Annotated in this window: 29 protein-coding genes and 2 tRNA genes; 30 read left to right on the forward strand and 1 reads right to left on the reverse strand. The window is 46.8% G+C overall.

All coding sequences use genetic code 11. The features are described from left to right. Positions 1-196: 196 nt before the first annotated feature. From AC0J5I_RS11585 to AC0J5I_RS11700, 24 genes are all read left to right on the forward strand, one after another. Positions 197-733: an ATPase, T2SS/T4P/T4SS family gene (locus tag AC0J5I_RS11585; RefSeq protein WP_475299925.1), complete on the forward strand. Its 537-nt coding sequence runs from the start codon at positions 197-199 to the stop codon at positions 731-733. Then, positions 690-1,757 carry a competence type IV pilus assembly protein ComGB gene (gene comGB / locus AC0J5I_RS11590; RefSeq protein ID WP_475299926.1) on the forward strand — a complete coding sequence of 356 codons (1,068 nt, stop codon included), beginning with the start codon at positions 690-692 and terminating at the stop codon, positions 1,755-1,757. Before AC0J5I_RS11585 ends, comGB begins: the two co-directional genes overlap by 44 nt. Continuing rightward, positions 1,757-2,092 (forward strand): competence type IV pilus major pilin ComGC, encoded by a 336-nt coding sequence (gene comGC / locus AC0J5I_RS11595; RefSeq protein ID WP_107995136.1) that lies wholly within the window; start codon positions 1,757-1,759, stop codon positions 2,090-2,092. The genes comGB and comGC overlap by 1 nt, the downstream gene beginning before the upstream one ends. A gap of 14 nt (positions 2,093-2,106) precedes the next feature. Next, positions 2,107-2,550 carry a prepilin-type N-terminal cleavage/methylation domain-containing protein gene (locus tag AC0J5I_RS11600; RefSeq protein ID WP_475299927.1) on the forward strand — a complete coding sequence of 148 codons (444 nt, stop codon included), beginning with the start codon at positions 2,107-2,109 and terminating at the stop codon, positions 2,548-2,550. Beyond that, on the forward strand, positions 2,525-2,866 hold the full coding sequence (locus AC0J5I_RS11605; RefSeq protein WP_107995138.1) for a hypothetical protein: 342 nt from the start codon (positions 2,525-2,527) through the stop codon (positions 2,864-2,866). Before AC0J5I_RS11600 ends, AC0J5I_RS11605 begins: the two co-directional genes overlap by 26 nt. Further along, positions 2,835-3,302 (forward strand): competence type IV pilus minor pilin ComGF, encoded by a 468-nt coding sequence (gene comGF, locus AC0J5I_RS11610; RefSeq protein ID WP_475299928.1) that lies wholly within the window; start codon positions 2,835-2,837, stop codon positions 3,300-3,302. Before AC0J5I_RS11605 ends, comGF begins: the two co-directional genes overlap by 32 nt. Before the next feature lie 34 nt (positions 3,303-3,336). Continuing rightward, positions 3,337-3,657 carry a hypothetical protein gene (locus AC0J5I_RS11615; protein ID WP_107995140.1) on the forward strand — a complete coding sequence of 107 codons (321 nt, stop codon included), beginning with the start codon at positions 3,337-3,339 and terminating at the stop codon, positions 3,655-3,657. Positions 3,658-3,672: 15 nt separating this feature from the next. Then, positions 3,673-3,909: a hypothetical protein gene (locus AC0J5I_RS11620; protein WP_107995141.1), complete on the forward strand. Its 237-nt coding sequence runs from the start codon at positions 3,673-3,675 to the stop codon at positions 3,907-3,909. Further along, the gene (locus AC0J5I_RS11625) at positions 3,906-4,967 is read left to right on the forward strand and encodes a M24 family metallopeptidase (protein ID WP_107995142.1); all 1,062 of its coding nucleotides are present in this window, start codon (positions 3,906-3,908) and stop codon (positions 4,965-4,967) included. Before AC0J5I_RS11620 ends, AC0J5I_RS11625 begins: the two co-directional genes overlap by 4 nt. 68 nt (positions 4,968-5,035) lie before the next feature. Then, complete coding sequence (efp, locus tag AC0J5I_RS11630; protein ID WP_086984689.1) at positions 5,036-5,593, forward strand: elongation factor P; 558 nt, start codon at positions 5,036-5,038, stop codon at positions 5,591-5,593. Between the two features lie 26 nt (positions 5,594-5,619). Beyond that, entirely contained in the window at positions 5,620-6,045 is a 426-nt protein-coding gene (locus tag AC0J5I_RS11635; protein WP_086984690.1) for an Asp23/Gls24 family envelope stress response protein, read from the forward strand. Further along, on the forward strand, positions 6,042-6,497 hold the full coding sequence (gene nusB, locus AC0J5I_RS11640) for a transcription antitermination factor NusB (RefSeq protein WP_107995143.1): 456 nt from the start codon (positions 6,042-6,044) through the stop codon (positions 6,495-6,497). The genes AC0J5I_RS11635 and nusB overlap by 4 nt, the downstream gene beginning before the upstream one ends. A 131-nt stretch (positions 6,498-6,628) precedes the next feature. Beyond that, complete coding sequence (gene folD / locus AC0J5I_RS11645) at positions 6,629-7,468, forward strand: bifunctional methylenetetrahydrofolate dehydrogenase/methenyltetrahydrofolate cyclohydrolase FolD (RefSeq protein ID WP_107995144.1); 840 nt, start codon at positions 6,629-6,631, stop codon at positions 7,466-7,468. Positions 7,469-7,484: 16 nt separating this feature from the next. Next, the gene (gene xseA, locus AC0J5I_RS11650; RefSeq protein WP_107995145.1) at positions 7,485-8,846 is read left to right on the forward strand and encodes an exodeoxyribonuclease VII large subunit; all 1,362 of its coding nucleotides are present in this window, start codon (positions 7,485-7,487) and stop codon (positions 8,844-8,846) included. Next, positions 8,821-9,063 carry an exodeoxyribonuclease VII small subunit gene (locus AC0J5I_RS11655; RefSeq protein WP_475299936.1) on the forward strand — a complete coding sequence of 81 codons (243 nt, stop codon included), beginning with the start codon at positions 8,821-8,823 and terminating at the stop codon, positions 9,061-9,063. The genes xseA and AC0J5I_RS11655 overlap by 26 nt, the downstream gene beginning before the upstream one ends. Before the next feature lie 5 nt (positions 9,064-9,068). After that, a complete protein-coding gene (locus AC0J5I_RS11660) occupies positions 9,069-9,962 on the forward strand; it encodes a polyprenyl synthetase family protein (protein ID WP_475299938.1) in 894 nt (297 codons plus the stop codon). Between the two features lie 12 nt (positions 9,963-9,974). After that, on the forward strand, positions 9,975-10,817 hold the full coding sequence (locus AC0J5I_RS11665; protein ID WP_475299940.1) for a TlyA family RNA methyltransferase: 843 nt from the start codon (positions 9,975-9,977) through the stop codon (positions 10,815-10,817). Positions 10,818-10,852: 35 nt separating this feature from the next. Next, entirely contained in the window at positions 10,853-12,553 is a 1,701-nt protein-coding gene (gene recN, locus AC0J5I_RS11670) for a DNA repair protein RecN (RefSeq protein ID WP_475299942.1), read from the forward strand. Positions 12,554-12,595: 42 nt separating this feature from the next. After that, on the forward strand, positions 12,596-13,345 hold the full coding sequence (locus AC0J5I_RS11675; protein ID WP_407701476.1) for a glycerophosphodiester phosphodiesterase: 750 nt from the start codon (positions 12,596-12,598) through the stop codon (positions 13,343-13,345). Then, positions 13,338-14,288 (forward strand): tRNA (adenosine(37)-N6)-dimethylallyltransferase MiaA, encoded by a 951-nt coding sequence (miaA, locus tag AC0J5I_RS11680; RefSeq protein WP_475299944.1) that lies wholly within the window; start codon positions 13,338-13,340, stop codon positions 14,286-14,288. The genes AC0J5I_RS11675 and miaA overlap by 8 nt, the downstream gene beginning before the upstream one ends. A 37-nt stretch (positions 14,289-14,325) precedes the next feature. Then, a complete protein-coding gene (gene hflX, locus AC0J5I_RS11685) occupies positions 14,326-15,585 on the forward strand; it encodes a GTPase HflX (protein ID WP_107995151.1) in 1,260 nt (419 codons plus the stop codon). Further along, positions 15,569-16,825, forward strand: coding sequence for a methionine gamma-lyase family protein (locus tag AC0J5I_RS11690; protein WP_475299947.1), 1,257 nt, complete (start codon positions 15,569-15,571; stop codon positions 16,823-16,825). Before hflX ends, AC0J5I_RS11690 begins: the two co-directional genes overlap by 17 nt. Before the next feature lie 175 nt (positions 16,826-17,000). Continuing rightward, positions 17,001-17,074 (forward strand) — tRNA-Arg (locus AC0J5I_RS11695). Between the two features lie 268 nt (positions 17,075-17,342). Beyond that, positions 17,343-17,416: transfer RNA gene (locus AC0J5I_RS11700), tRNA-Arg, on the forward strand. 84 nt (positions 17,417-17,500) lie between these two features. Here the strand turns inward: AC0J5I_RS11700 and AC0J5I_RS11705 are convergent. After that, on the reverse strand, positions 17,501-17,806 hold the full coding sequence (locus tag AC0J5I_RS11705; protein WP_159072138.1) for a hypothetical protein: 306 nt from the start codon (positions 17,804-17,806) through the stop codon (positions 17,501-17,503). Positions 17,807-18,041: 235 nt separating this feature from the next. Between AC0J5I_RS11705 and AC0J5I_RS11710 the strand changes: the two genes are divergently transcribed. The 6 genes from AC0J5I_RS11710 (at position 18,042) to fabD (ending at position 22,293) form a co-directional block, all read left to right on the forward strand. Then, entirely contained in the window at positions 18,042-18,380 is a 339-nt protein-coding gene (locus AC0J5I_RS11710) for a DUF2187 domain-containing protein (protein WP_086628185.1), read from the forward strand. A gap of 283 nt (positions 18,381-18,663) precedes the next feature. Further along, positions 18,664-19,125 carry a fatty acid biosynthesis transcriptional regulator FabT gene (gene fabT / locus AC0J5I_RS11715; RefSeq protein WP_108032660.1) on the forward strand — a complete coding sequence of 154 codons (462 nt, stop codon included), beginning with the start codon at positions 18,664-18,666 and terminating at the stop codon, positions 19,123-19,125. Then, entirely contained in the window at positions 19,125-20,108 is a 984-nt protein-coding gene (locus tag AC0J5I_RS11720; protein ID WP_107995154.1) for a beta-ketoacyl-ACP synthase III, read from the forward strand. Before fabT ends, AC0J5I_RS11720 begins: the two co-directional genes overlap by 1 nt. 24 nt (positions 20,109-20,132) lie before the next feature. Further along, complete coding sequence (locus AC0J5I_RS11725; protein ID WP_086984721.1) at positions 20,133-20,360, forward strand: acyl carrier protein; 228 nt, start codon at positions 20,133-20,135, stop codon at positions 20,358-20,360. Between the two features lie 25 nt (positions 20,361-20,385). After that, on the forward strand, positions 20,386-21,345 hold the full coding sequence (gene fabK / locus AC0J5I_RS11730) for an enoyl-[acyl-carrier-protein] reductase FabK (RefSeq protein ID WP_107995155.1): 960 nt from the start codon (positions 20,386-20,388) through the stop codon (positions 21,343-21,345). 21 nt (positions 21,346-21,366) lie between these two features. Then, positions 21,367-22,293 (forward strand): ACP S-malonyltransferase, encoded by a 927-nt coding sequence (gene fabD / locus AC0J5I_RS11735; protein ID WP_107995156.1) that lies wholly within the window; start codon positions 21,367-21,369, stop codon positions 22,291-22,293. The last annotated feature ends 28 nt before the right edge of the window (positions 22,294-22,321 follow it).

The following is a 22,321-nucleotide window of genomic DNA, read 5'->3' on the forward strand; positions in this document are numbered from 1 at the left end:
TCAAATGACAAAAAAGCCTCTCACTCTTAATCGGGTGGAGGCTTTTTTTGTATAAAAAAGGGGCAAAAAAGGGGCGGATTCTGCCCCTTTTATTCTTTTGTCATCCGGTGTTATCTTATAACAAGAAACTCAAACAGTTGAAATAACAAGGTTTTCTTCTTCTATCTTCCGTAAGTAGAAAACGCGTGCTATTACGATGGAAGATCCGGTCGAAATTGAAGAACCGCTGTTTCTGCAGGCGGAAGTGAACGAAGCTGCGGGCATCACATACGACTTGCTCATCCGCCAATGCCTGCGCCATCATCCGGACATACTTGTCATAGGCGAAATCCGGGATGAGGAAACAGCCAAAATGGTTGTGAGAAGCGCATTGACTGGGCACTTGGTGATCGCAACGATTCATGCCAAAGAGTCGTTCGGGGTATTGGAAAGGCTGCGGGAACTGGCGATTTCTTCCGAACAAATGAAGCAGACGCTGCTTGCTGTCGTCTCCCAACGTCTGATTGCAAAATATTGTCCGTTATGCTGCGGTAAGTGCACGATTCACTGTTCCCATTATCAGGTAAATGAAAAATCGGCTGCCATCTACGAAATATTGGCAGGCAACCAACTGCAGAATCATCTGCAGAACAAGGAGGATGGAAAGCGGTTTGTCACACTGAATGATAAATTGCGCAAAGCCTATGCATGTGGATACATTACGGAAAAGAATTACCTGGAGAATATCGTCTGAAAAACGTTGGCAGGCAAAAGAACAGGCTTATTTTCTGAGGCGCTTGGGTGAATTGCTGAAGGAAGGCTTTTCGTTGTCCGAAGGGCTTGCTTTTCTGAAGATGATGCAGCCGAAGCGCGTGGATGATATCCAGCGCATGCTGGCCAAACTGGAAACAGGCATCAATCTTGCGGACGCATTGGCTGGATGCGGCTTTTCGGAGCAGGTGGTTTCGCAGCTGCGGCTTTCATTCCTTCACGGGAAATTGACGGAAACTTTGCTGTTTTGTTCAGACTTCCTGACGGAAAAGGACAAACAGCTGCATAAGCTCAGAAAAGTCTTGATCTACCCGTTGTTTTTGCTGGTGTTCGCGAACGGGATGCTGATTGCAATCAGGCAGGTCCTGCTTCCCAGTTTAGAAACGATGCTGGTGCCCTCGGAGCAAGGTTCCGGCGTGATGGTCCGCATCATTTTGATTTACCTGGAGAACCTGCCGCTCATCATATTGGGAAATTTAGCCTTAGGCGCCAGTTTGTTCCTGTTGGCAAAAAGTTATTTGAAGAAGAAGTCAGCTTTTCAAAAGTCGTTGTTGTTCTGCAGGATTCCGCTCTTCAGCAAATGGGTCCAGCTCTACTATTCCTTTTTCTTCAGTCGCGAATACGCTTATTTCTTCCGCAACGGTATGCAGTTGAACCAAATCGTTTCGTTGATGCGCGGCGATGAAGGGACTGCCTGGATGAAGGAAATATCCGGATTGGTGGAGGAAGGGCTGATGCAAGGCGACAGCCTGACGACTATCATCACGCGTTATCCCATCTTCAAAGAGGAGATGGGCTGGATCATCTATCACGGCGAGCTCACTAGTCAATTGCCGATCAAGTTGAGTATGTACAGCGAAGAATGTTTCCGGCTGCTGATCGCGGACATCGAACAGAAAATCGGCTGGCTGCAGCCCATATTATTTCTCATGGTGGCCGTTATCGTGATGGCGATTTATCTAATATTGTTGATGCCGATGCTAAGCTCATTAGGAGGAATGTATTAATGAAATCGATCAAAAAAACACTGAAAAATAAAGAAGCCTTTACTCTTATGGAAATGGTCCTGGTTCTATTCATCATCTCTGTGCTGATGCTGATGATTATCCCGAACGTGGCGAACACGAAGAAAAGCGTCGAGACTAAAGGCACGGACGCTCTGGCGGTCGTCGTGCAGACGCAGGCCAACATGTACGAATTGGATACGGGGACAGAGGCGGCGAGTTTCACTGAATTGAATTCGAAAGGGTACATCAGTGCGAAACAAATGAACGAAGCGAGCGCCAAACTGACGATAACCGCCGGCGAAGTGGTACCAATCGTAACAGAAGACACGCCGTGATGACGAGTTGAACGATGCATAAGGACGGGTTCACTTTGTTTGAAAGTTTATTGGTGCTGATGATCGCATCCATGATTCTACTGCTGAGTCCGCAATTGGAAACCGCGACGGATGAATTCGCGTTCAATCTTTTTTTGGACGATTTTCTGACGGAGCTGCACACGGCTCAGAGTTATGCGATCATCACCGGGAACGGCGTCAATATGGATGTCGTGCGTCCGATTGGGGCAACGCATTACGCTGTTTTCAAAGACGGGGCCGGATCGGATCGTTACATCAACCGCAAGCTGCTGTTGCCTGAAGGATCAAGAGTGATTCAAGGCTACACCGGGTTCATCAAAGGGGGCAGCGGGTATCTGCAGCCTAACACCATCATCATGGAAACGGCCCGACATCGTTATTCCATCACAATCCAATTGGGGAGCGGTCGTTATGAAGTCAACAAAGCTAAACGATAACAGCGGTTATATGCTTTTCGAAAGTCTGATTGCCTTGGCTATGGTCAGCATCTCGCTCTATGTGCTGCTTCCACATTCCGTTCAATTTTTCACGAATTTAAAAGCGGCGGGAACCGAAGTTGCCTATTGGCGGGTCGCGCAGGACCAGATGCAGGTCATCGCCAAGGGAGGCAGCCCAATCGGAAGTCAGACTTCCGGAGGGATGCTCTTCACGGCTACTTGGAATCCGGAAACCGCGAAGCTTATAGTGAGCGGGGGTGATGGGACAGAAAGGGTGACGGTGCGTGCCGAAGAAATCCAAGCAGAAAGTCCATAAACAATCGCAAGCCGGATTCACTTTGTTGGAAGCGGCGTTTGCACTGACAGTCAATACGATGGTGCTCCTGCTGATGATGGGAGGCATGGAGGTGATCCGCACTGCGAATATCCAGATGGAGAAGACCCAGGAGGCTGAATGGCATCTTTTCCTGATTCAACTCGAGCATGAGTTGGAGGATGAGTTGCTGGCGCAAAAGACCAGCACGACCATCCGCACCAAATCGAAAAATCCGGCCGATACGGCTGCCTACACCTATGAATTCCGAATCAATAAAGTCCTCCGTTACAAAAATGGGGAAGGCTATCATCCGATGTTGCTGCATGTCAAAGCGCTGAAATATGAGGTGACCAATGAAGGGATTTCTATCCAGGCTACGCTTTCGGACAACCAGATGCGCAGAGCGCATCTCATCTTACCGAAGGTACCCATTTAAGAGTGATCGTTCTCGGAGAAAAGGCGGCTCCATTTTGCCGATCACTATTTTCTACCTGTTCCTTTCACAAATGATGCTTTTCGGGATTATCCGGGTATATGAGAATCAGTTCTATCTGTACAGATTGACGGAAAACCACTACAAAGCGCAAACTTTGTTGGCCTACACTGACTATTGGCTGAAGAATCGAAATGAAGCATCGACTCCGGAAAATCTGACCGTACCAGCCGTCCTTTCTTTCGAAGAAGGAATCGTGCACTGCGTAGCAGATGCGACCGGAAAAGTCACTGCGACCGTGACCCTGCAAAATGCCTATAGCGAAACATTGGTGTTGGAAATCCTGTCTCCGGAGTGATAAGCAGGGATAGTCGTGCTTTACGACGAACGAGAAGCCATGCATTATATCGAGATGCACAAACAAGCCGATAACCTGCCGGCTTGTTTGTGCGTTTTTGCGTGCTGGCTGTTTGGGGAATTGCTGTGGATCGACGCTGTCATGCGCGAGGTCGATATTTCCTCTATCTATGCGGGCTCTTTTTTGATATACTTGATAGGTATGTTTGTAAACAAACAGGCTATTTTTTTTGGAAGGAAGTATGTGAAATGAGTAGAGTCTCAAAATTGCAGGCCGCCATCAAAGCGAAGAAGATGGATGCAATGCTGGTGACAAGTCAATATAACTTACGTTATGTTTCCAATTTTACGGGTACGACCGGTCTGGCGGTCATCACTCAAGAGGAAGCTTTTTTTGTGACCGACTTCCGTTATACCCAGCAAGCCGCTTCACAGGCGCAAGGGTTTCAGATTATTCAGAATAAAGGGCCGATATTCGATGAAGTGAAAAAGATTGTGGAAGAAAAGGGACTTTCGTCTCTAGGCTTCGAAGACGCCATCATGTCTTTCCGCAGTGTCGAGGATTTGGAAGACCTGGTGACGTGCGATCTGCTTCCTGCTTCAGGCATCATCGAGGAATTGCGTGAAGTCAAAGACGAAACAGAAATTCAGACCATCAGACGGGCTTGTGAAATTGCGGATGCCGGCTTCATGTTCATCCTTGACCACATCCGTCCGGGGGTTTCGGAAATAGAGATCGCCAATCGCCTGGATTTCCACATGCGCGAATTGGGTGCTAGCGGCGTTTCTTTCGAAACGATTGTCGCCAGCGGCATGCGTTCCGCTATGCCGCATGGTGTTGCCAGTCCGAAGTTGATCGAAAAAGGCGACTTCGTGACGCTGGATTTCGGTTGCTATTACAATGGCTATGTTTCGGATATGACCCGCACGGTTTCAGTGGGCCAACCGCACGAAAAGTTGAAGGAAATCTACGATATCGTTCTGGCCGCTCAATTACGCGTGAATGCAACGGCCAAAGCCGGCATGACAGGCATCGAAGTCGATAGTGTCGCACGCGATTATATTTCGGAACTAGGGTACGGGGAAGCATTCGGACACTCCAATGGGCACGGTATCGGTTTGGAGATACATGAGGGACCAAATACATCGCAGAAAGCCGGGAAAGTGCTTGTGCCAGGAAATGTCATTACAAATGAACCGGGCATTTATCTCGCCGGTCTTGGCGGCGTCCGGATTGAAGATGATCTTGTTATCAGGGATGGTGGCAACGATATTTTGATACATTCTCCAAAAGAATTGATTATTTTATAAAAAAATAGAATCCGAACTAAATTAATGGTAAACTTATTTCAAATGAGTTGCCACAGGAGGAATTATTAATGATTTCAGTAAATGATTTTAAGACAGGCCTAACGATCGAAATTGATGGAGGGTTATGGAAAGTTGTCGATTTCCAACACGTAAAGCCAGGTAAAGGTGCGGCTTTCGTCCGTTCAAAATTGAAAAATCTTCGCACAGGAGCTGTACAGGAAAAAACTTTCCGTGCGGGTGAAAAAGTCGGAAAAGCGCATATCGCGAACCGTAAAATGCAATTTCTTTACGAGAGTGCCGGTGCTTACGTCTTCATGGACACTGAAAACTATGAACAGATTGAATTGAATGCAAGCCAAATCGAATATGAATTGAACTATCTGAAAGAAAATATGGAAGTCAACATCCTGATGTACGAAACAGAAACAATCGGTGTCGATCTTCCGAATACAGTAATCCTGCGAGTGGAGGAAACTGAGCCAGGGATTAAGGGCGATACCGCTTCAGGCGGTTCAAAACCGGCTAAAATGGAGACTGGATTGATGGTCAACGTACCATTCTTCGTGAATGCGGATGATATGCTTATCGTCAACACTACGGACGGTTCGTACGTATCCCGCGCATAATGATTCCCAAGAAAGGAGAATGACAGATGATGGAAGAAACAAATATTCCTTTAGCAAACGGTCCGGCTCCGCTGGGAGAGATTGAAATTGCTCCTGAAGTGATTGAGGTGATCGCGGGTATTGCAGCGAATGAAGTAGAAGGTGTTTATGCGATGCAAGGGTCTTTCAAGACCGGCGTCAATGAATTATTGGGACGCACTGCCCATAACAAAGGTGTACATTTGACAGTCGATGAAAATGGTTTGGCGATTGACGTGTACTGTTACATCAAATACGGGACCTCCGTGCCGAAAGTCGCTTTGGATATGCAAGAAAAAGTGAAGGAACAAGTCCTTTACATGAGCAATCTCGAAGTGTCGCAAGTGAACGTCCATGTGGTCGGCCTTGTCGCACCGAAATCCGAAGATAATGCCTATCTTGATTTAGATACAGAATTGGGGGAGAATGCGTGAGCACTTCCCATTTAACCAGAAGAGAAATCCGGGAAAAGGCGCTTCAAGCCCTTTTCCAATTGAAAACGAACGAAGAATTGACCCCTGAAGAAGCCATTAAACAAGCAGTTTTGAGCGATTCAGAGGAATGGAACAGCGAAGAGGATGTCGAAATTCAGGATTATCCTTATTTGGTCACATTAGTGCATGGCGTGTTGGACAATCAAGCGGCGATTGATGAAGCGATCCAACCTTACCTGAAGAACTGGACTGTGGGCAGATTGGCCAAAGCAGACGCTTTAATCATGCAGATTGCTGCTTATGAAATGCTGTTGGGAGATACGGAACAAGTACCTCAAAGGGTAGCGTTGAATGAAGCAATCGAAATTTCGAAGCTTTATTGCGATGAACAATCGAGCAAATTCATCAATGGCGTATTGTCCAACCTCATTCCTAAAACGGAAAATCCTTAATGCTTCGGCATAAGGGTTTTTCTTTTTTTTTCACGTCGGTGAATATGGGCATGCCGGACCCGCTTTTCTAACCGTAATCAAAGATAATATGTTAAAATAGACGGTAACACCAAGGAAAAGGAGATTGATTAATGGAAACGATTATCATGGATGGAAAAGGCTTAGCCAAAAAAATGCAGGATCAGATGAAAGAACAGGTAGCAGCATTGACAGCAGAAGGGAAAACCCCGGGTCTTTGCGTCATTTTGGTCGGCGAGGATAAAGCGAGTCAAGTTTATGTCCGCAATAAAGAGAAGCAGTCCGCAGCAATGGGTATGAATTCGCGTGTCGTTCGTCTTGCGGCAGATATTTCCGAAGCAGATCTCCTGGCAGAAGTTGAAAAGCAGAACCAAGATGACAGCATGCACGGCATTCTGGTCCAGTTGCCTTTGCCGAAACACATAGATGAACAAAAAGTTTTGCGCGCCATCCGTTATGAGAAAGACGTGGATGGTTTCCATCCGATGAATGTCGGGAACTTCTTCCTCGGCAATGAATCGGCTTTGCCTTGCACACCGTACGGCATCATGAAGATTTTGGAAGAATACAACATTGAACTTGAAGGTAAAAAAGCATTGGTAATCGGCCGCAGCAATATCGTCGGTAAACCGATGTCCATCATGCTTATGAACGAAAACGCGACAGTCACAATCGCCCATTCCCGCACTAAAAACCTGAAAGAATTGGCTAAAGAAGCCGATATTCTGGTTGCGGCGATCGGCAGAGGCCATTTCGTCACTGCTGATTTCATCAAAGAGGGCGCAGTCGTCATCGATGTAGGGATGAACCGCAGTGCGGAAGGCAAATTGATCGGCGACGTGGATACTGCTGCTGCAATGGGCATCGCAAGCCACATCACACCAGTTCCAGGTGGTGTCGGTCCGATGACCATCACGATGCTGTTGCAACAAACAATCGATAAAGCAAAATAATCAAGGAGGCACAAAGTTGGAACCTGTCTATCTCAGCGTCACCGCTTTAACCAAATACATCAAAAGAAAATTTGATGCCGATCCCTATCTCGAGCGTGTCTACCTTACTGGTGAAATATCCAATTATCGTCCGCGTCCGGGCCATCAATACTTCAGCCTGAAGGATGACCATGCTGTCATCTCAGCAGTGATGTACAAAGGCAGATTCGACAAGTTGACCTTCAAACCCAAGGAAGGGATGAAGGTCATGCTCATCGGACGGGTGAATGTCTACGAATCGGGCGGAACCTACAATATCATGGTCGAACATATGGAACCCGATGGCGTCGGTGCTTTGTACCAAGCGTTCTCGGAACTGAAGGAGAAATTAGCGCGCGAAGGGTTGTTTTCCCTGCCGAAGAAACAGCTCCCACTATTTCCGAAACGCATCGCCATTGTGACCAGCCCAAGCGGTGCAGTCATCCGGGACATCATGACGACTGTGAAAAGAAGATATCCGATTGTCCAACTCGTGCTCTATCCGACCATTGTGCAAGGAAAGGATTCCGCCGCCAACATCATAAAGAATCTTCAAGCAATTGAGAATAAAGGTGATTTTGATGTGGTCATCGTCGCAAGGGGTGGCGGCTCCATCGAAGATCTTTGGTCCTTCAACGAGGAAACAGTCGTCCGCCAAATCGCGGCCATGAGTGCCCCGGTCATTTCTTCTGTAGGGCATGAAACAGATACAACGTTGGCCGACTTTGTTGCGGATGTACGCGCCGCTACTCCAACAGCAGCGGCGGAGTTGTCTGTGCCGGTGTTGAACGATGTCATCCGTTATATCCATCAGATCGACAACAGGCTCTATCAAAAGATGCGGCATCTGCACACGATGCAACAGCAACGCTTGAATCGTGCCCTACAATCCTATATCTTCAGACAACCGGAGAGGATGTATGAAGGTTATGCCATCAAAGCGGACCAGGTACAACAACGCCTGACCAATCAAATGCAGCAGCAGATCCATTTGCGCTCCAATGAGCTGCAGCGATTGCAGTTGCGCCTTGAAAACCGCAATCCTGCAAGGGAAGTGCAGCTGGCCAGCAATCGCAGGCAACAGATCACCGGTGAACTGCAAAGGGCCATGGATCGCTATCTGAAACAGAAGGAAATACGCATGATATCATCTATGCAATCATTGGACTTGTTGAGTCCATTGAAGATCATGTCGCGCGGATACACGTATACGACAAAAGACGGGAACGTAATCGCATCCGTCAAAGAGTTGCGTAGCGGCGATAAATTGAAAGTGAATTTTTCAGACGGTTATGCCGACGCAGAAGTAAAACAAGTGGTGGAGGAAAATGATTATGGCCGAAAAGAAAGTAAGTTTTGAAGAAGCAATGAACCAATTAGAAGCTATTGTAACCAGACTGGAAGCAGGTGATGTTCCACTGGAAGAGGCATTGGAGCAATTCAAGGTCGGGATGGACCTCAGCAAGTATTGCCAAGACACTTTGAACAATGCAGAAAAGACGTTGACGAAAATCGTCAACCCGGATGGTTCGGAAGCGAATTTTGAAGAGCAGACACCCCAAACTGAAGGAGAATGACAAGCATGAATCTCAGCGAATTTCAATCGGAATGGATGCCTCGATTCGATGCTTACCTCTACTCGGAATTGGATGCATATGTGCCTTCGCAAGAAAATCTGCACAAAGCGATGGCGTATTCTTTAATGGGGGGCGGAAAAAGAATTCGCCCTCTTTTAGTGTTGGCGACCCTTTCGCTGGCAGGCGGCGAGATTTCGGATGGCTTTGCAGCCGCAGCCGCTTTGGAATATATCCATACTTATTCCCTGATCCACGATGACCTGCCGGCCATGGATAATGATGATTACAGACGCGGACGTTTGACTTCGCATAAAGTATTCGGAGAATCCACCGCAATCCTTGCGGGTGACGCCTTGTTGACGGCTGCTTTCGAGACCCTTGCGGAATCCTCTGTCATTTCGGCAGACAAAAAAGTCAAACTGATCGGCTTGTTGGCGAAAGCCTCAGGTCCGAACGGAATGATCGCAGGACAGATGGATGATGTTGAGGGCGAAAAGAAGACTCTGACACTAGAAGAATTGAAACAAGTGCACGATAAAAAAACCGGCGCATTGATAAGATACGCTGTCACAGCGGGATGCCTCATCGCGGGTGCGGATGAACCATTCACAACCGAAATGGAAGAGTTTTCCAGATACTTGGGTTTGGCTTACCAGATCCACAATGACCTGAAGGATGTCGTATTGGATGAGGCTGAGACAGGCAAAACCATCCATCACGATGCCGAGTTGAATAAAAATACATACCCATCCTTATTGGGTGTCACCGGAGCCATCCAGGAACTGAACGGCGTCATCCACCAAGCAGAAGACTGTCTGGATCGAGTGGCGCTGTCCTATGGCGATGCCGAGGATAAAATAAATGTATTCCGCCAATTATTGGATTACGTCAGAATATAACGGGAGATTACCATGGAAAAAGAAAGATTGGATTTACTTGTAGTACAACAAGGCTTGACAGATTCCCGTGAAAAAGCCAAAAGATTGATCATGGCAGGGCAAATCTATGACGAAAACAACCAGCGTTACGACAAACCGGGCGAAAAAATTTCCGTCGAGAAAACCCTCCACATAAAGGGAGAAACATTGAAATACGTCAGCCGTGGCGGTTTGAAGCTTGAAAAAGCGATCGGATTATTCCGAGTGGATCCCAGGGATAAAATCTTTTTGGATATCGGCAGCTCGACTGGCGGTTTTACGGATGTCGCGCTTCAAAATGGGGCTAAGCTTTGTTATGCGTTGGATGTCGGCTACAATCAATTGGATTGGAAATTGCGCCAGGATGAACGGGTTGAGGTGATGGAACGGGTGAATTTCCGTTACAGCAAATTGCAGGATTTTGAAAAAGGACAGCCAGAGATGGCTTCCATTGATGTATCCTTCATTTCTTTGAAACTGATTTTGCCGGTTCTGAAGGAAATCATCGTAGTCGGCGGAGACGTCGTTGCACTGATCAAACCGCAATTCGAAGCCGGAAGAGGGAAAATCGGCAAAAAAGGCATCGTTAGTGACCCGGCAGTCCATAATGAAGTGTTGCGGGATATCTTGGAGTTTGCTTCCCTGACCGGATTTGATGTGAAAAATCTGAGCTTTTCGCCTATCACTGGAGGAACCGGAAACATCGAATTTTTGGTCCATTTGCAGGCCAATGGTCATGCACCGGGTATCATCTCTCCAGAAATCGATAGCCCGCAAGTGGTTAAAGAGGCTTATCTGCAGCTGAAAAGCAAAGCGATCTCAATTTCCGATAAATAGGTGTTTCAAGGAACTGTTGCGAAGGGGAATGCGGAATGTTACAAGAGTTGTCCATTAAAAATTTTGCGATAATTGAAAATCTTCAAGTGAGTTTTGATGAGGGGATGACCGTGCTGACGGGGGAAACCGGAGCCGGGAAATCCATCATCATTGATGCCGTAGGTCTGTTGGCCGGCGGAAGAGGATCCAACGATTTGATTCGATACGGCGAAAACAAGACGGTCATTCAAGGGCTATTCAATATTCCCGAAAACGCCAAGACACTGGCTGTGCTGGAATCGTATGGAATCGAAGCGGATGGGAACCAAGTTCTGCTGCAGCGGGAACTTTCCCGGAACGGAAAAAATATTTCCCGCGTCAACGGAACCATCGTAACGGTCGCGACTCTGCGTGAGGTCGGTGAAACGCTGATCGATATCCATGGGCAGAACGAGCATCAAGAATTGATGGATCCGCAAAAACATATCGATCTGCTGGATCAATTTGCCGGGAATGAACTGAAAGAGGTCAAAACGCTTTACCTCCATGCCTATTCCCAATATGTGGATACACGCAAGCAATTGATCCAATTGAAGACTGACGAGAAAGAAACAGTCCAAAGAATTGACCTGCTGACTTTCCAAATCCAGGAAATCGAGCAAGCGCAGTTAATAGATCCTGCCGAGGATGAAAAACTGGAGGAAGAACGGAACCTACTCGTCAATTATCAAAAAGTCATGCAAGCTTTGACGAGTGCTTACGATTCATTGCAGAACAGCGAAGAGAACGGCATCGACAAAATCGGCCTCGGCATGGCGGCGTTGGAGAAAGTCCAGGACATCAATCCAGTCTATCAAACAATCGCAGCCTCGGTTTCGGCAGCGTATTACCAGCTGCAGGAATGCGCCGGGGACATACTGTCGGAGATCGAGCAATTGTCCTACGATGAAGGGCGCTTAAACGAAATCGAGAACCGATTGGAATTGATCCGACAGCTGAAGCGGAAATACGGAAACACAATCAACGAGGTACTGGGGCATTACGAGAAAATTTCCCGCGAGCTGGATCTGATCGAAAACCGGGAAAGTTATCTCGAGAAACTCAACGTGGACTATAACAAGGCAAAAGAAGAGATTCTGGCCATCGGCAAACAACTGACAGCCCTCCGCGAAAAAGCTGCAGTCATTCTGGAAGAACAGATCCAACTGCAGTTAAAGGAACTGTACATGGAAAAGGTCCTTTTCAAGACTGTTTTCCATGCGCAGCCAGGGAAGATTGCGATTACGGATAACGGGTTGGATCACGTGGAATTCTATATCGCGACGAACGTCGGGGAACCCCTGAAAGCATTGGCTAAGGTGGCCAGCGGCGGCGAACTTTCGCGGATGATGTTGGCCATGAAAGCCATTTTCACCAAAACGCAAGGCATCACCAGCATCATCTTTGATGAAGTAGATACCGGTGTTTCGGGCAGGGTAGCACAAGCAATCGCCAATAAGATCCACTTGGTGGCAAGTTACTCGCAAGTGCTCTGCATCACGCATCTTCCACAAGTGGCAGCTATGGCGGATCAGCATCTCTATATCGAAAAAGAGATCATCGCTGAACGGACAAAGACACATGTCAAACCGCTGTTCGGGCCTGAACGCATCAACGAAGTTGCACGTATGTTGGCGGGTACCGATATCACGGAACTTTCATTGGCCCACGCAAAAGAATTGTTGGAGTTGGCCGATACCGAAAAAAACAAAGCCTGAGAGCTTGAATGAAGAACTGCGCAGAGGAGCAGACCGGAAGGAGTGGGGAGATTGGCATACACTAAAATTATCGCGCACAGGGGCAGTCGCGGGACGCGACCAGAAAATACGCTGGAGTCTTTTCAGGAAGCGCTGAAAGTTGCAAGCGATGGCATAGAATTGGACGTCCATCTGACTAAAGATGGTGAGGTCGTGGTCATCCATGACGAGACCGTGGACCGCACGACATCCGGGAAAGGCTATGTCAAAGATATGACGTTGGATCAATTGAAAAAATTGGATGCCGGCAGTTGGTTCGACCCGCAATACAGCAATGCCCGCATCCCGACACTCCAAGAGGTGTTGACCCTTTTGGCCGAGAATCATTTTACAGGCGTTCTGAATGTTGAATTGAAGACGGATGTGTTCCAATACCCCGCAATCGAAGAAAAGGTGCTTGCTTTGGCAGAGCCTTATCTTGCCCATTTTTCGGTCATCTACTCCAGTTTCCATTATGAGACCTTGAAAAAAATCAAGGCGTTGCGCGAGGACTCGAAAATTGCCCTGCTTTTCAGTAAAAAGGGGAAGCAACAAATGGAACTGGGCGAAGGCATCCCTGTAGAGGGGTGGCATCCGAAATTCTCGATTTTGCGCAGTCTGCCGCCTTTCGAACAATCCAAGATCCCGCTTCGCGTTTGGACGGTGAACCGGAAAGTCGAAATGCAGGTCTGTCTGCGCAAAAATATCGATTCGATGATCACCGATTATCCGGAACGCGCACTGCAAATGAGAAAGGTGATTCAGGGTGTCTGAAACAACAAAAGAAAAGTTAGCTAAAATCATGGTCATTGTCGGTCCGACAGCAGTCGGCAAAACCGCACTGAGCATCCGTTTGGCAAAAAAATATAACGGCGAAATCATCAATGGGGACTCCATGCAGGTGTACAAAGGCTTGGACATCGGGACCGCGAAAGTGACCGAGGAAGAAGCGGAGGGCATCCCGCATCATCTGTTGGATATTGTTCCGGTAGAGCAGGATTACACTGCGTCCGACTTCAAACGGGATGCGGGACAGTCCATCGAGTCGATCATCGCAAAAGGCAAGCTTCCGATTGTGGTCGGGGGTTCGGGACTTTATATAGAAGGACTTTTGTTCGATATGCAGTTCGGCGGGGTTGCTGCCGAAGATCTCAACTACCGGAAACAACTGGAAGCAGAACTGGAACGGACCGATGCCATGCACATATGGAAGCAATTGCAGGAGCTAGATCCCAAAGCTGCCGAACAGATCCACCCGAACAACAGCAGAAGGGTGATCCGGGCTCTGGAAGTGATCCACTTCAGCGGGAAACGCTTCTCGGATCAGACCGACAGGGAAGCAGATCCTCATTATGATGCGCTGCTGATCGGTCTTGACACCGAGCGAAGCGTCCTTTACGAGCGCATCAACCGGCGCGTTGATCTGATGGTGGCAGGCGGATTGGTTGAAGAAGCAAAAGCACTCTTTGACAAGCAGCTGCCGGCCAAGACGCAGGCGACAAGAGGCATCGGATACAAGGAGTGGTTCGCTTATTTCAATGGTGAGGTCTCATTCGATGAAGCCACAGAACTGCTGAAGCAAAATTCAAGGCGCTATGCCAAACGGCAGTTGACTTGGTTCCGGAACAGAATGAGCGGCATCCTTTGGTTTGATCTGGTTCAGAACGACCAAGAGATGCAGAAAATCGAAGATTCAGTCGAGTCGTTCTTAGCCTGATGTTTGTAAAGAACGAAAAAAGAAAGTTGGAAATTTTATGGAAAATACGAAAGAAAGAGTTATTCTGGTTAACGTTCAGACGACTCAAACAGATGAAGCCTTTGAATATCAACTGAGAGAACTGGCGGAATTGACCGAAACCGCGTTAGGGGAAGTTGTTGGAGTATTGACCCAAAAGAGGGATCGCAAAGATTCCCGGACAGTCATCGGCAAAGGTAAAGTGGAAGAGCTGGTGAATTTGTGTGCAGAGCTGGAGGCGGACACCGTCATTTTCCAGCAAGAACTCTCTTCTAAACATGTACGCAACATCCAAGAGAGTGTCGATTGCAAAGTCATCGATCGCGTTCAACTGATATTGGACATCTTTGCGATGCGCGCCCGCAGCAAAGAAGGGAAACTTCAGGTAGCCTTAGCGCAGTTGAGTTATCTGTTGCCGCGTTTGATGGGCCAAGGCGCCAATTTATCCCGACTGGGCGGGGGAATCGGAACAAGAGGACCCGGTGAGACTAAACTCGAGACCGATCGCAGACACATCCATAGCCAGATGCAGGAAATCAAGAAGACACTGGAAGAAACAGAGTTGCACCGCCAAAGGGCAAGAGAAAAACGCCATGCCAGCGAAGTCTTCCAGATTGGTTTGATCGGTTACACGAATGCAGGGAAATCCACGGTCATCAATCGATTGACCGACGCAGCAACGCTCGAAGAGGATAAGTTGTTCGCGACTCTGGATCCTTTGACAAGAAAGCTGACGTTGCCGAATCAATTCCAGGCTACGATAACCGATACCGTAGGCTTCATCCAGGATCTTCCGACACAGTTAATCCATGCTTTCCATTCAACCTTGGAAGAGAGCCGTAATATGGATGTATTTTTGCACGTGGTCGATGCTTCGACTTCCTTCATCGATGAACATGAAAAAACCGTATTGGACCTGTTGAAGGATTTGGATATGGACAAGACACCGATGTTGACGATCTACAACAAACGCGATCTTGCCGGTCCGGATTTCCAGCCGCGCCTCTTTCCAAATATCGTCATTTCAGCACTTGATGATGACGACATCAACCGTTTGAAGGACTTCATCTGGGATGAAATCGCGAAAATGTTGGTTCCTTATACCAAAGACCTTGATGCCAGCGGCCCTGAAGCCCGCACGATGAATAAAATGCAGCAAGAGACCTTCGTGGAATCCATCGAATATATAGAAGAAACAAACGCCTACCGTTTAAGAGGGTACGCTAAGAGCAATTCAAAATGGTTAGGGGACAAAGCAACGGATGCAGGCGACGAATAAAGAAGCAAGGCTGGCTGGGTTAGTCGAAAAAGTAGACAACAAAATCCAGCCCGTTTTTAAAGGGATACAGGAAAAAGCTTTATTCAATCAAGGCAAGGTGCTGGAGGCTTTCCGAAAGCACCGTGTCAGCGATTACCATTTTAACCCGAGCACAGGCTATGGCTATGACGATGACGGCCGCGATACGCTGGAAAAAGTCTATGCGGAGGTTTTTCAAACTGAAGCTGCTCTGGTCAGGCCGCAAATCATTTCCGGAACGCACGCTATCTCAACCGCGCTCTTCGGAGTGTTGCGGCCCGGGGATGAATTGATGTACGTGACCGGCAAACCATACGATACCCTTTTGGATATTGTCGGTCTGACCGGGAACGGGATCGGCTCTTTAAAGGAGTACAATATCGCTTATCAGCATATCAATCTGTGTGCAGACGGCAAAGTGGATATTCCGACGGTTCTGGAGAAAATAGGTCCCAAAACAAAAATGATCGCGATTCAACGCTCGCGTGGCTACGCAGCCAGACCCTCCTTTACGATCGATGAAATAAAAGAGATGATTGCAGCGATCCGGCCGCATGTGGGGCCGGAAGCCGTCTTTTTTGTCGACAATTGCTATGGGGAATTTGTCGAAACGCTGGAGCCGATCGAAGTCGGGGCCGATCTGATTGCTGGCTCCCTCATCAAAAATCCGGGCGGTGGCATCGTGAAGATGGGCGGCTATCTCGCCGGCAGGGAAGACCTGATCGAACGGTGTGCCTACCGTCTGACAACTCCAGGAATCGGCCGTGAAGCCGGAGCTTCCTTATACAGCCTTCTGGAGATGTACCAAGGTTTGTTTCTGGCGCCCCATGTTGTCGGTGAAGCGGTGAAGGGTGCAGTCTATACGGCTGGACTCTTGGAAGAATGCGGCGTATCTTCCACCCCTGCTTGGGACAGCCCGCGCACTGATTTGATTCAAATGGTCGCACTCCCGAGCAAGGAAGCTATGATCGCTTTTGCTCAGACGATCCAGAAATATTCCCCCGTGAACGCAGCGGTCAAACCGATTCCGGCCTATATGCCCGGTTACGAGGATGATGTCATCATGGCTGCCGGAACCTTCATTCAGGGCGCAAGCTTGGAATTGACGGCAGATGGCCCGATCAGACCGCCTTATCTGTTGTACGTGCAAGGTGGATTGACCTATGAGCACGTCAAATTGGCAGTCACTGCAGCAGTGAAGGATACGTTCTTCGCACAATAATTTGTGATTCTGGGCTGAATAGCACGCACATTCAGCCCAAAAATCACATTTTTGGGAATAAGGAATTCCTGAAAATGTCCAACATCGAAACCTTCCCGCGAAAAAGTGTTGACTTTAAGCTCGATTCCGCCTATACTATTAAATGTTGTGAGTCATTCAGACGGCTCAAAATTTTGTCTCAATAGCTCAGCCGGATAGAGCATTCGCCTTCTAAGCGAACGGTCGGGAGTTCGAATCTCTCTTGAGACGTCATATCTGTTTTAAGATCATAAGTCCATGACAGAAAATCGGTTGCATCCGTGAAGAAGCGGATGCGACGTTTTTTTTCTTATTGCAGCCATATGGACTTGTCGATATATAGAAACCGCGGCGGAATTGTCCGTTTATTGCGATTGTGAAACATTTTTTGATAAAAAATCAAAATCATGGTGACAATTTAAACGGTTTGCTGTATAATCATTTCTTGTGACACCGGTTTTGAAATGGATTCAAACTTGTTTTGCCGAATATCAACTTTGTCTCAATAGCTCAGCCGGATAGAGCATTCGCCTTCTAAGCGAACGGTCGGGAGTTCGAATCTCTCTTGAGACGTATCAATCAAAAAAAGCCCGCTGTAAGGAGTGTGACCCTTACAGCGGGCTTTTTCTGTGACAATGATTTTAATGATTTGTGAAATCAATCCAGATATTCAAAGACGTTTTTTGTCGCTTCGTCGAAAATAACTTCATGCGAGTCGCTGTTGTCAATTTTCTTCAATGGGAAATTTGTGCGGTAGATGCTTTGATCAGGGAACTGCTCCAAATAAATGACAAAATTTTTCGGGTAGAAACTGACCATTTTCGTGAATACATGATCCTGGTCAATGATGACAGTCTTCACTTCAGACATGCTCTTCACCCAGTAGGTATCCACATTGAAATACTCACCTGGATGAACTGTGTATTCATATTTCAGTATCGTAATAAGGTCATTCAACATCATAAATCCCTCCTTAACAGAATGTTAAACTCTTCACATCCCCATTATACATCATAGCAAGCAGATAATTAATACATTTATAAAATGAAATTGCGGGCACAAGTCAATAATTTGAAAGTTATATGTCGATGTTAAAGGCAATAAGTGGAAATTTAGGCTAAATCATGAAAAGTGTGGTATACTACTACTTGTAAGTCTGTTGCAGTTCCTGGTTCTTAAAAGTGAGGCGATAATGGAAATGGTACGAAATATTACTAACGAAACGAAAACCATGATTGAGAGCGAATTACGTAAAGGTACGAGCAACTCACGTATTGCGAATCTACTTGGCGTGTCGTATGAGCAGGCTTTGGAGGTCGTTGATGCCATCAAGGAATCTATACGCCCTGAAATCGGTGATGAAATAAAATTTACATTCCGCAAGCAGGAAATGGTAGGGGTAATCCGAAAATTATTGACTAATAGCGCCGTCGTAGAAATTTATTGGGATTTATCCTCCGGCACGATGAAGGATATCTGTGAAGATAAAACGATTGTGAATTTCAAAGACATTGAAGAGTTTGTTAAAGTTGATTAATACATATATGGAAAGAAGCGGCGCTCATCGTCGCTTCTTTTTGTCGCAACAGTCCGTACCAAGCAGGCTATTTATCCTGCAGTTTTCCGTAACCGTTTTAAAGTAGTAAGGAATCAATGAATCTTGCTACACCGGAAGATATAAGAGAAAATTTATTATCGAAATGCTTGACAGGTTGTATAAAATTTTATATAGTTTGAAAGTCGAAAGGTTTGAACATCAAACTATTTTGACCTTCAAACTAATGTGGTTTGATTGGGCATCGAAAGGAGGAGAGCTATCTTTGGATCATTCCATAGATAAAATTAACTCTTATCTCGTAGCTGTCTTCAATGAAGTGTTGGATATCGAAGAGCGTGCTTTGCGTGTCAGCACATTTTCTGATTTATCCATCAAGGAGATGCACACTGTCGAGGCAATCGGCATGTATCAAACTCATACAACTTCAGAAGTAGCAAAAAAATTGAACATAACTGCGGGAACTTTAACGGTGGCCATAAACGCTCTGGTAAAAAAGGGGTATGTCGAACGCATTCGGATGGAGAAAGACCGCAGAGTCGTAAAACTAGGATTAACCAAAAAAGGACGCTTATTGTATCGTCTTCATGATAAGTTCCATAGAGAGATGGTAAAGAATACCATTCGCGATATGGAAGATCAGGAAGTGAAAGTTTTGCTGAAAGGCCTAAACAATCTTCACGGTTTCTTATTTGGGTTAGTTCAAAATATCAAGGAACAGGGTTGATGGAATTGGGTTCAAAAATTAGCGCAACAGGTCACTATCTTCCTGAACAGATCATCACGAACGATGATCTGTCTAAAATCATGGACACGAGTGATGAGTGGATCAGCAAAAGGACAGGCATTCGCAGTAGACACATTTCGAAGAATGAGAATACTTCTGATCTGTCAAGCAAAGCGGCCCTAAGAATTTTGCAAAACGGCAACATCACTGCAGACCAACTGGACTTCATTATAGTAGCAACAATGACGCCGGATGCTCTTAGCCCATCGACAGCTTGCTTAGTGCAAGAACAGATAGGTGCAGTAAATGCTTTCTGTTTCGACATCAATGCAGCATGTTCCGGCTTTGTCTATGCATTGTCCACCGGCCTCCATATGATGCAGAGCGGTCTCTATCAATATGGCATGATCATCGGGGCTGAGACAATGTCAAAAGTCGTCAACTGGGAAGACCGTTCTACGGCTGTCCTGTTCGGGGATGGCGCAGGCGGCGTGTTGTTGGAACGAACGGAAGATGATTGCTTCGTTGCAGAAGCGATCCATTCTGATGGTGGACGCCATATGGCATTAGTGGCGAACACAATGAAAGTAGAAAACCCGTATGGAGACTCCTCTCAGGAGGATCAAGCTTTCCTTACGATGGATGGCAGAGCCATCTTCGATTTTGCAATCCGCAGTGTGCCAAGCGTCATACGCGAAGTGATGGAGAAAGGAAATCTTTCTGACGGCGATCTGAAGAAGATTTTGGCTCATCAAGCGAATGTGCGCTTATTGGAGGCAATCAGCAAAAAAGTGAAATTGCCATTTTCATTGTTTGCCACAAACATTGCGGAAACGGGCAACACCTCAGCAGCAAGCATTCCGATACTGTTGGATCAGCTTGTTCAAACCAAGGAAATTCAACTCGGCACCAAAGATAAGGTGCTGATGACAGGATTTGGTGGCGGCCTCACTTGGGGAGCCATCGTAGTATCATTAAACTAAAAAAAATATTTGGAGGAATTTATTATGACATTCGAAAAAATCAAAGCAATCATCGTGGACCAATTGGACAAGGAAGAATCAGAAGTACAATTATTAACTAACTTCAGAGAAGACTTGGACGCAGACAGCCTGGACTTATTCCAAATCATCAATGACATCGAAGACGAATTTGACATCAAAATCGAATCAGACGAAGGCATCAACACTGTTGAAGATTTAGTTAAATACGTTGACGCTCAATTAGCAGAATAAGCAGTAAAAGGAAAGTAGGCCTTGTATGAAGTCAGAATTATGTGAATTATTAGGCATCCAATATCCAATCATTCAAGGAGCAATGGCGTGGGTAGCGGATGCTGATTTGGCAAGTGCCGTTTCCAATGCTGGTGGGCTTGGTCTTATAGGGACAGGACATGATAGTGTGGATGTAGCGAAGGAAAAAATTTCCAAAATGAAAGCATTGACGGATAAACCTTTTGGCGTAAACATCATGCTTTTGAATCCGCAGGTCGATGCTGTTGTTGAAGCAGTGATCGCTTCTGGCGTTAAGGTTGTCACAACCGGTGCCGGAAGCCCAGCCCGTTTTATGAGCCAATTCAAAGAAGCAGGTATCACGGTCATCCCGGTTGTTGCTTCCGTTGCTTTAGCGAGAAGAATGGAAAAAGACGGCGCGCACGCTGTCGTTGTCGAAGGCATGGAATCCGGTGGTCACATCGGAAGAACAACGACAATTGCCCTGGTTCCTCAGGTTGTCGATGCCGTGTCGATTCCAGTCATCGCTGCCGGCGGTATTGGTGATGGACGTGGGATGGCAGCTGCTTTCATGTTGGGCGCATCTGCTGTTCAAGTTGGGACCCGTTTTGTTGTTGCCAAAGAATCCAATGCACATCAAAATTTCAAGAATGCCATCCTTAAAGCGAAAGACATCGACACAGTCATTACCGGTCAGATTACCGGACATCCTGTTCGTGTGTTGCGCAATAAATTGACCAGAGAATATCTGCAAGTCGAGAAAGAAGAGACGAGCAAGGAAAATCCGGACTTCGCAAAACTTGAAGAAATGGGCAAAGGCGCTCTGAGAAGAGCGACTGTCGATGGTGATAAAGACTACGGTTCGATGATGGCCGGCCAGATTGCTGGTTTGATTTCGAAGGAACAGACATGTCACGATATCATACAAGAGTATATGACGGAATGCAAAGAAGTTATCTTGGCCCAAGCAAAATTGTGGGCTGAGTAACAAATTTATAGAGGTGAAATAATGGCAACAGCTTTTGTCTATAGTGGTCAAGGTGCGCAATATTTCGGAATGGGTCAAGAACTTTATAACGAGTATGCCGTTGTGCGCACTGTTTTTGATGAGGCTTCAGCAACGCTTGGTTACGATGTTGCAGAATTATGTTTCCAAGAGAATGACAAGCTTCATTTAACTGAATATACACAACCAGCAATCTTAACGGTTAGCTACGCCCTTGATCAATTACTAGCTGAAAAGGGAATTCAGCCAGATTTTGTTGCAGGATTGAGCCTCGGAGAATATACAGCACTGGTGAAAGCCAATGCTTTTTCTTTTAATGAGGCTATTTCGCTCGTAGCGAAACGCGGCAAATACATGAGTGAGGCAGTGCCGGCCGGCCGTGGCAAAATGGCCGCCGTCATGAATGCGGAACGCTCCGTGATCGAAGAATCTTGCCGGGAAGCAAGCGAGACCGCTTATGTCGCGCCTGCCAACTACAATATGCCGACGCAGATCGTCATCGGCGGGGAAATCGAAGGCGTTAATAAAGCCATCGAAATCCTTGAGTCCAAAGGCGTGAAACGCATCATCCCGTTGAATGTCAGCGGTCCTTTCCATACAGCTCTGTTGCATCCTGCAGCGGAAAAGTTGGAAGTGGCTTTGGCTGAGGTGAACGTGGATGAACCGAAGATACCTGTCGTCGGCAATACCGAAGCGACCATCGTAGCAAGGGATGCCATCAAGGGTCTGCTGGTGCGTCAGATCGAATCGCCGGTATTATGGGAAGACAGCGTCCGCAAGCTGGTTGAACTGGGTGTGGACACCTTCGTGGAAGTCGGCCCAGGCACGACTTTAAGCAAATTCATCAAAAAAATCAACAAAGAGGTCGCTGTATACAATGTGGAGGATTTGAAATCCCTCACGAAGACCCTTGAAGCATTGCAAAAATAAGTAGATCAGACAAGAAAAGAGGGATAGT

It is taken from the genome of Trichococcus sp. TS_SC_9 (assembly GCF_056156325.1).

Bases quoted from the DNA above. Each gene is read 5' to 3' on its own strand.
- AC0J5I_RS11585 (WP_475299925.1), top strand. From the start codon at position 197: ATGGAAGATCCGGTCGAAATTGAAGAACCGCTGTTTCTGCAGGCGGAA.
- comGC (WP_107995136.1), top strand. From the start codon at position 1,757: ATGAAATCGATCAAAAAAACACTGAAAAATAAAGAAGCCTTTACTCTT.
- AC0J5I_RS11600 (WP_475299927.1), top strand. From the start codon at position 2,107: ATGCATAAGGACGGGTTCACTTTGTTTGAAAGTTTATTGGTGCTGATG.
- AC0J5I_RS11605 (WP_107995138.1), top strand. From the start codon at position 2,525: ATGAAGTCAACAAAGCTAAACGATAACAGCGGTTATATGCTTTTCGAA.
- AC0J5I_RS11625 (WP_107995142.1), top strand. From the start codon at position 3,906: ATGAGTAGAGTCTCAAAATTGCAGGCCGCCATCAAAGCGAAGAAGATG.
- efp (WP_086984689.1), top strand. From the start codon at position 5,036: ATGATTTCAGTAAATGATTTTAAGACAGGCCTAACGATCGAAATTGAT.
- AC0J5I_RS11635 (WP_086984690.1), top strand. From the start codon at position 5,620: ATGATGGAAGAAACAAATATTCCTTTAGCAAACGGTCCGGCTCCGCTG.
- folD (WP_107995144.1), top strand. From the start codon at position 6,629: ATGGAAACGATTATCATGGATGGAAAAGGCTTAGCCAAAAAAATGCAG.
- AC0J5I_RS11655 (WP_475299936.1), top strand. From the start codon at position 8,821: ATGGCCGAAAAGAAAGTAAGTTTTGAAGAAGCAATGAACCAATTAGAA.
- AC0J5I_RS11660 (WP_475299938.1), top strand. From the start codon at position 9,069: ATGAATCTCAGCGAATTTCAATCGGAATGGATGCCTCGATTCGATGCT.
- AC0J5I_RS11665 (WP_475299940.1), top strand. From the start codon at position 9,975: ATGGAAAAAGAAAGATTGGATTTACTTGTAGTACAACAAGGCTTGACA.
- recN (WP_475299942.1), top strand. From the start codon at position 10,853: ATGTTACAAGAGTTGTCCATTAAAAATTTTGCGATAATTGAAAATCTT.
- hflX (WP_107995151.1), top strand. From the start codon at position 14,326: ATGGAAAATACGAAAGAAAGAGTTATTCTGGTTAACGTTCAGACGACT.
- AC0J5I_RS11690 (WP_475299947.1), top strand. From the start codon at position 15,569: ATGCAGGCGACGAATAAAGAAGCAAGGCTGGCTGGGTTAGTCGAAAAA.
- AC0J5I_RS11705 (WP_159072138.1), bottom strand. From the start codon at position 17,806: ATGATGTTGAATGACCTTATTACGATACTGAAATATGAATACACAGTT.
- AC0J5I_RS11710 (WP_086628185.1), top strand. From the start codon at position 18,042: ATGGTACGAAATATTACTAACGAAACGAAAACCATGATTGAGAGCGAA.
- AC0J5I_RS11720 (WP_107995154.1), top strand. From the start codon at position 19,125: ATGGAATTGGGTTCAAAAATTAGCGCAACAGGTCACTATCTTCCTGAA.
- AC0J5I_RS11725 (WP_086984721.1), top strand. From the start codon at position 20,133: ATGACATTCGAAAAAATCAAAGCAATCATCGTGGACCAATTGGACAAG.
- fabK (WP_107995155.1), top strand. From the start codon at position 20,386: ATGAAGTCAGAATTATGTGAATTATTAGGCATCCAATATCCAATCATT.
- fabD (WP_107995156.1), top strand. From the start codon at position 21,367: ATGGCAACAGCTTTTGTCTATAGTGGTCAAGGTGCGCAATATTTCGGA.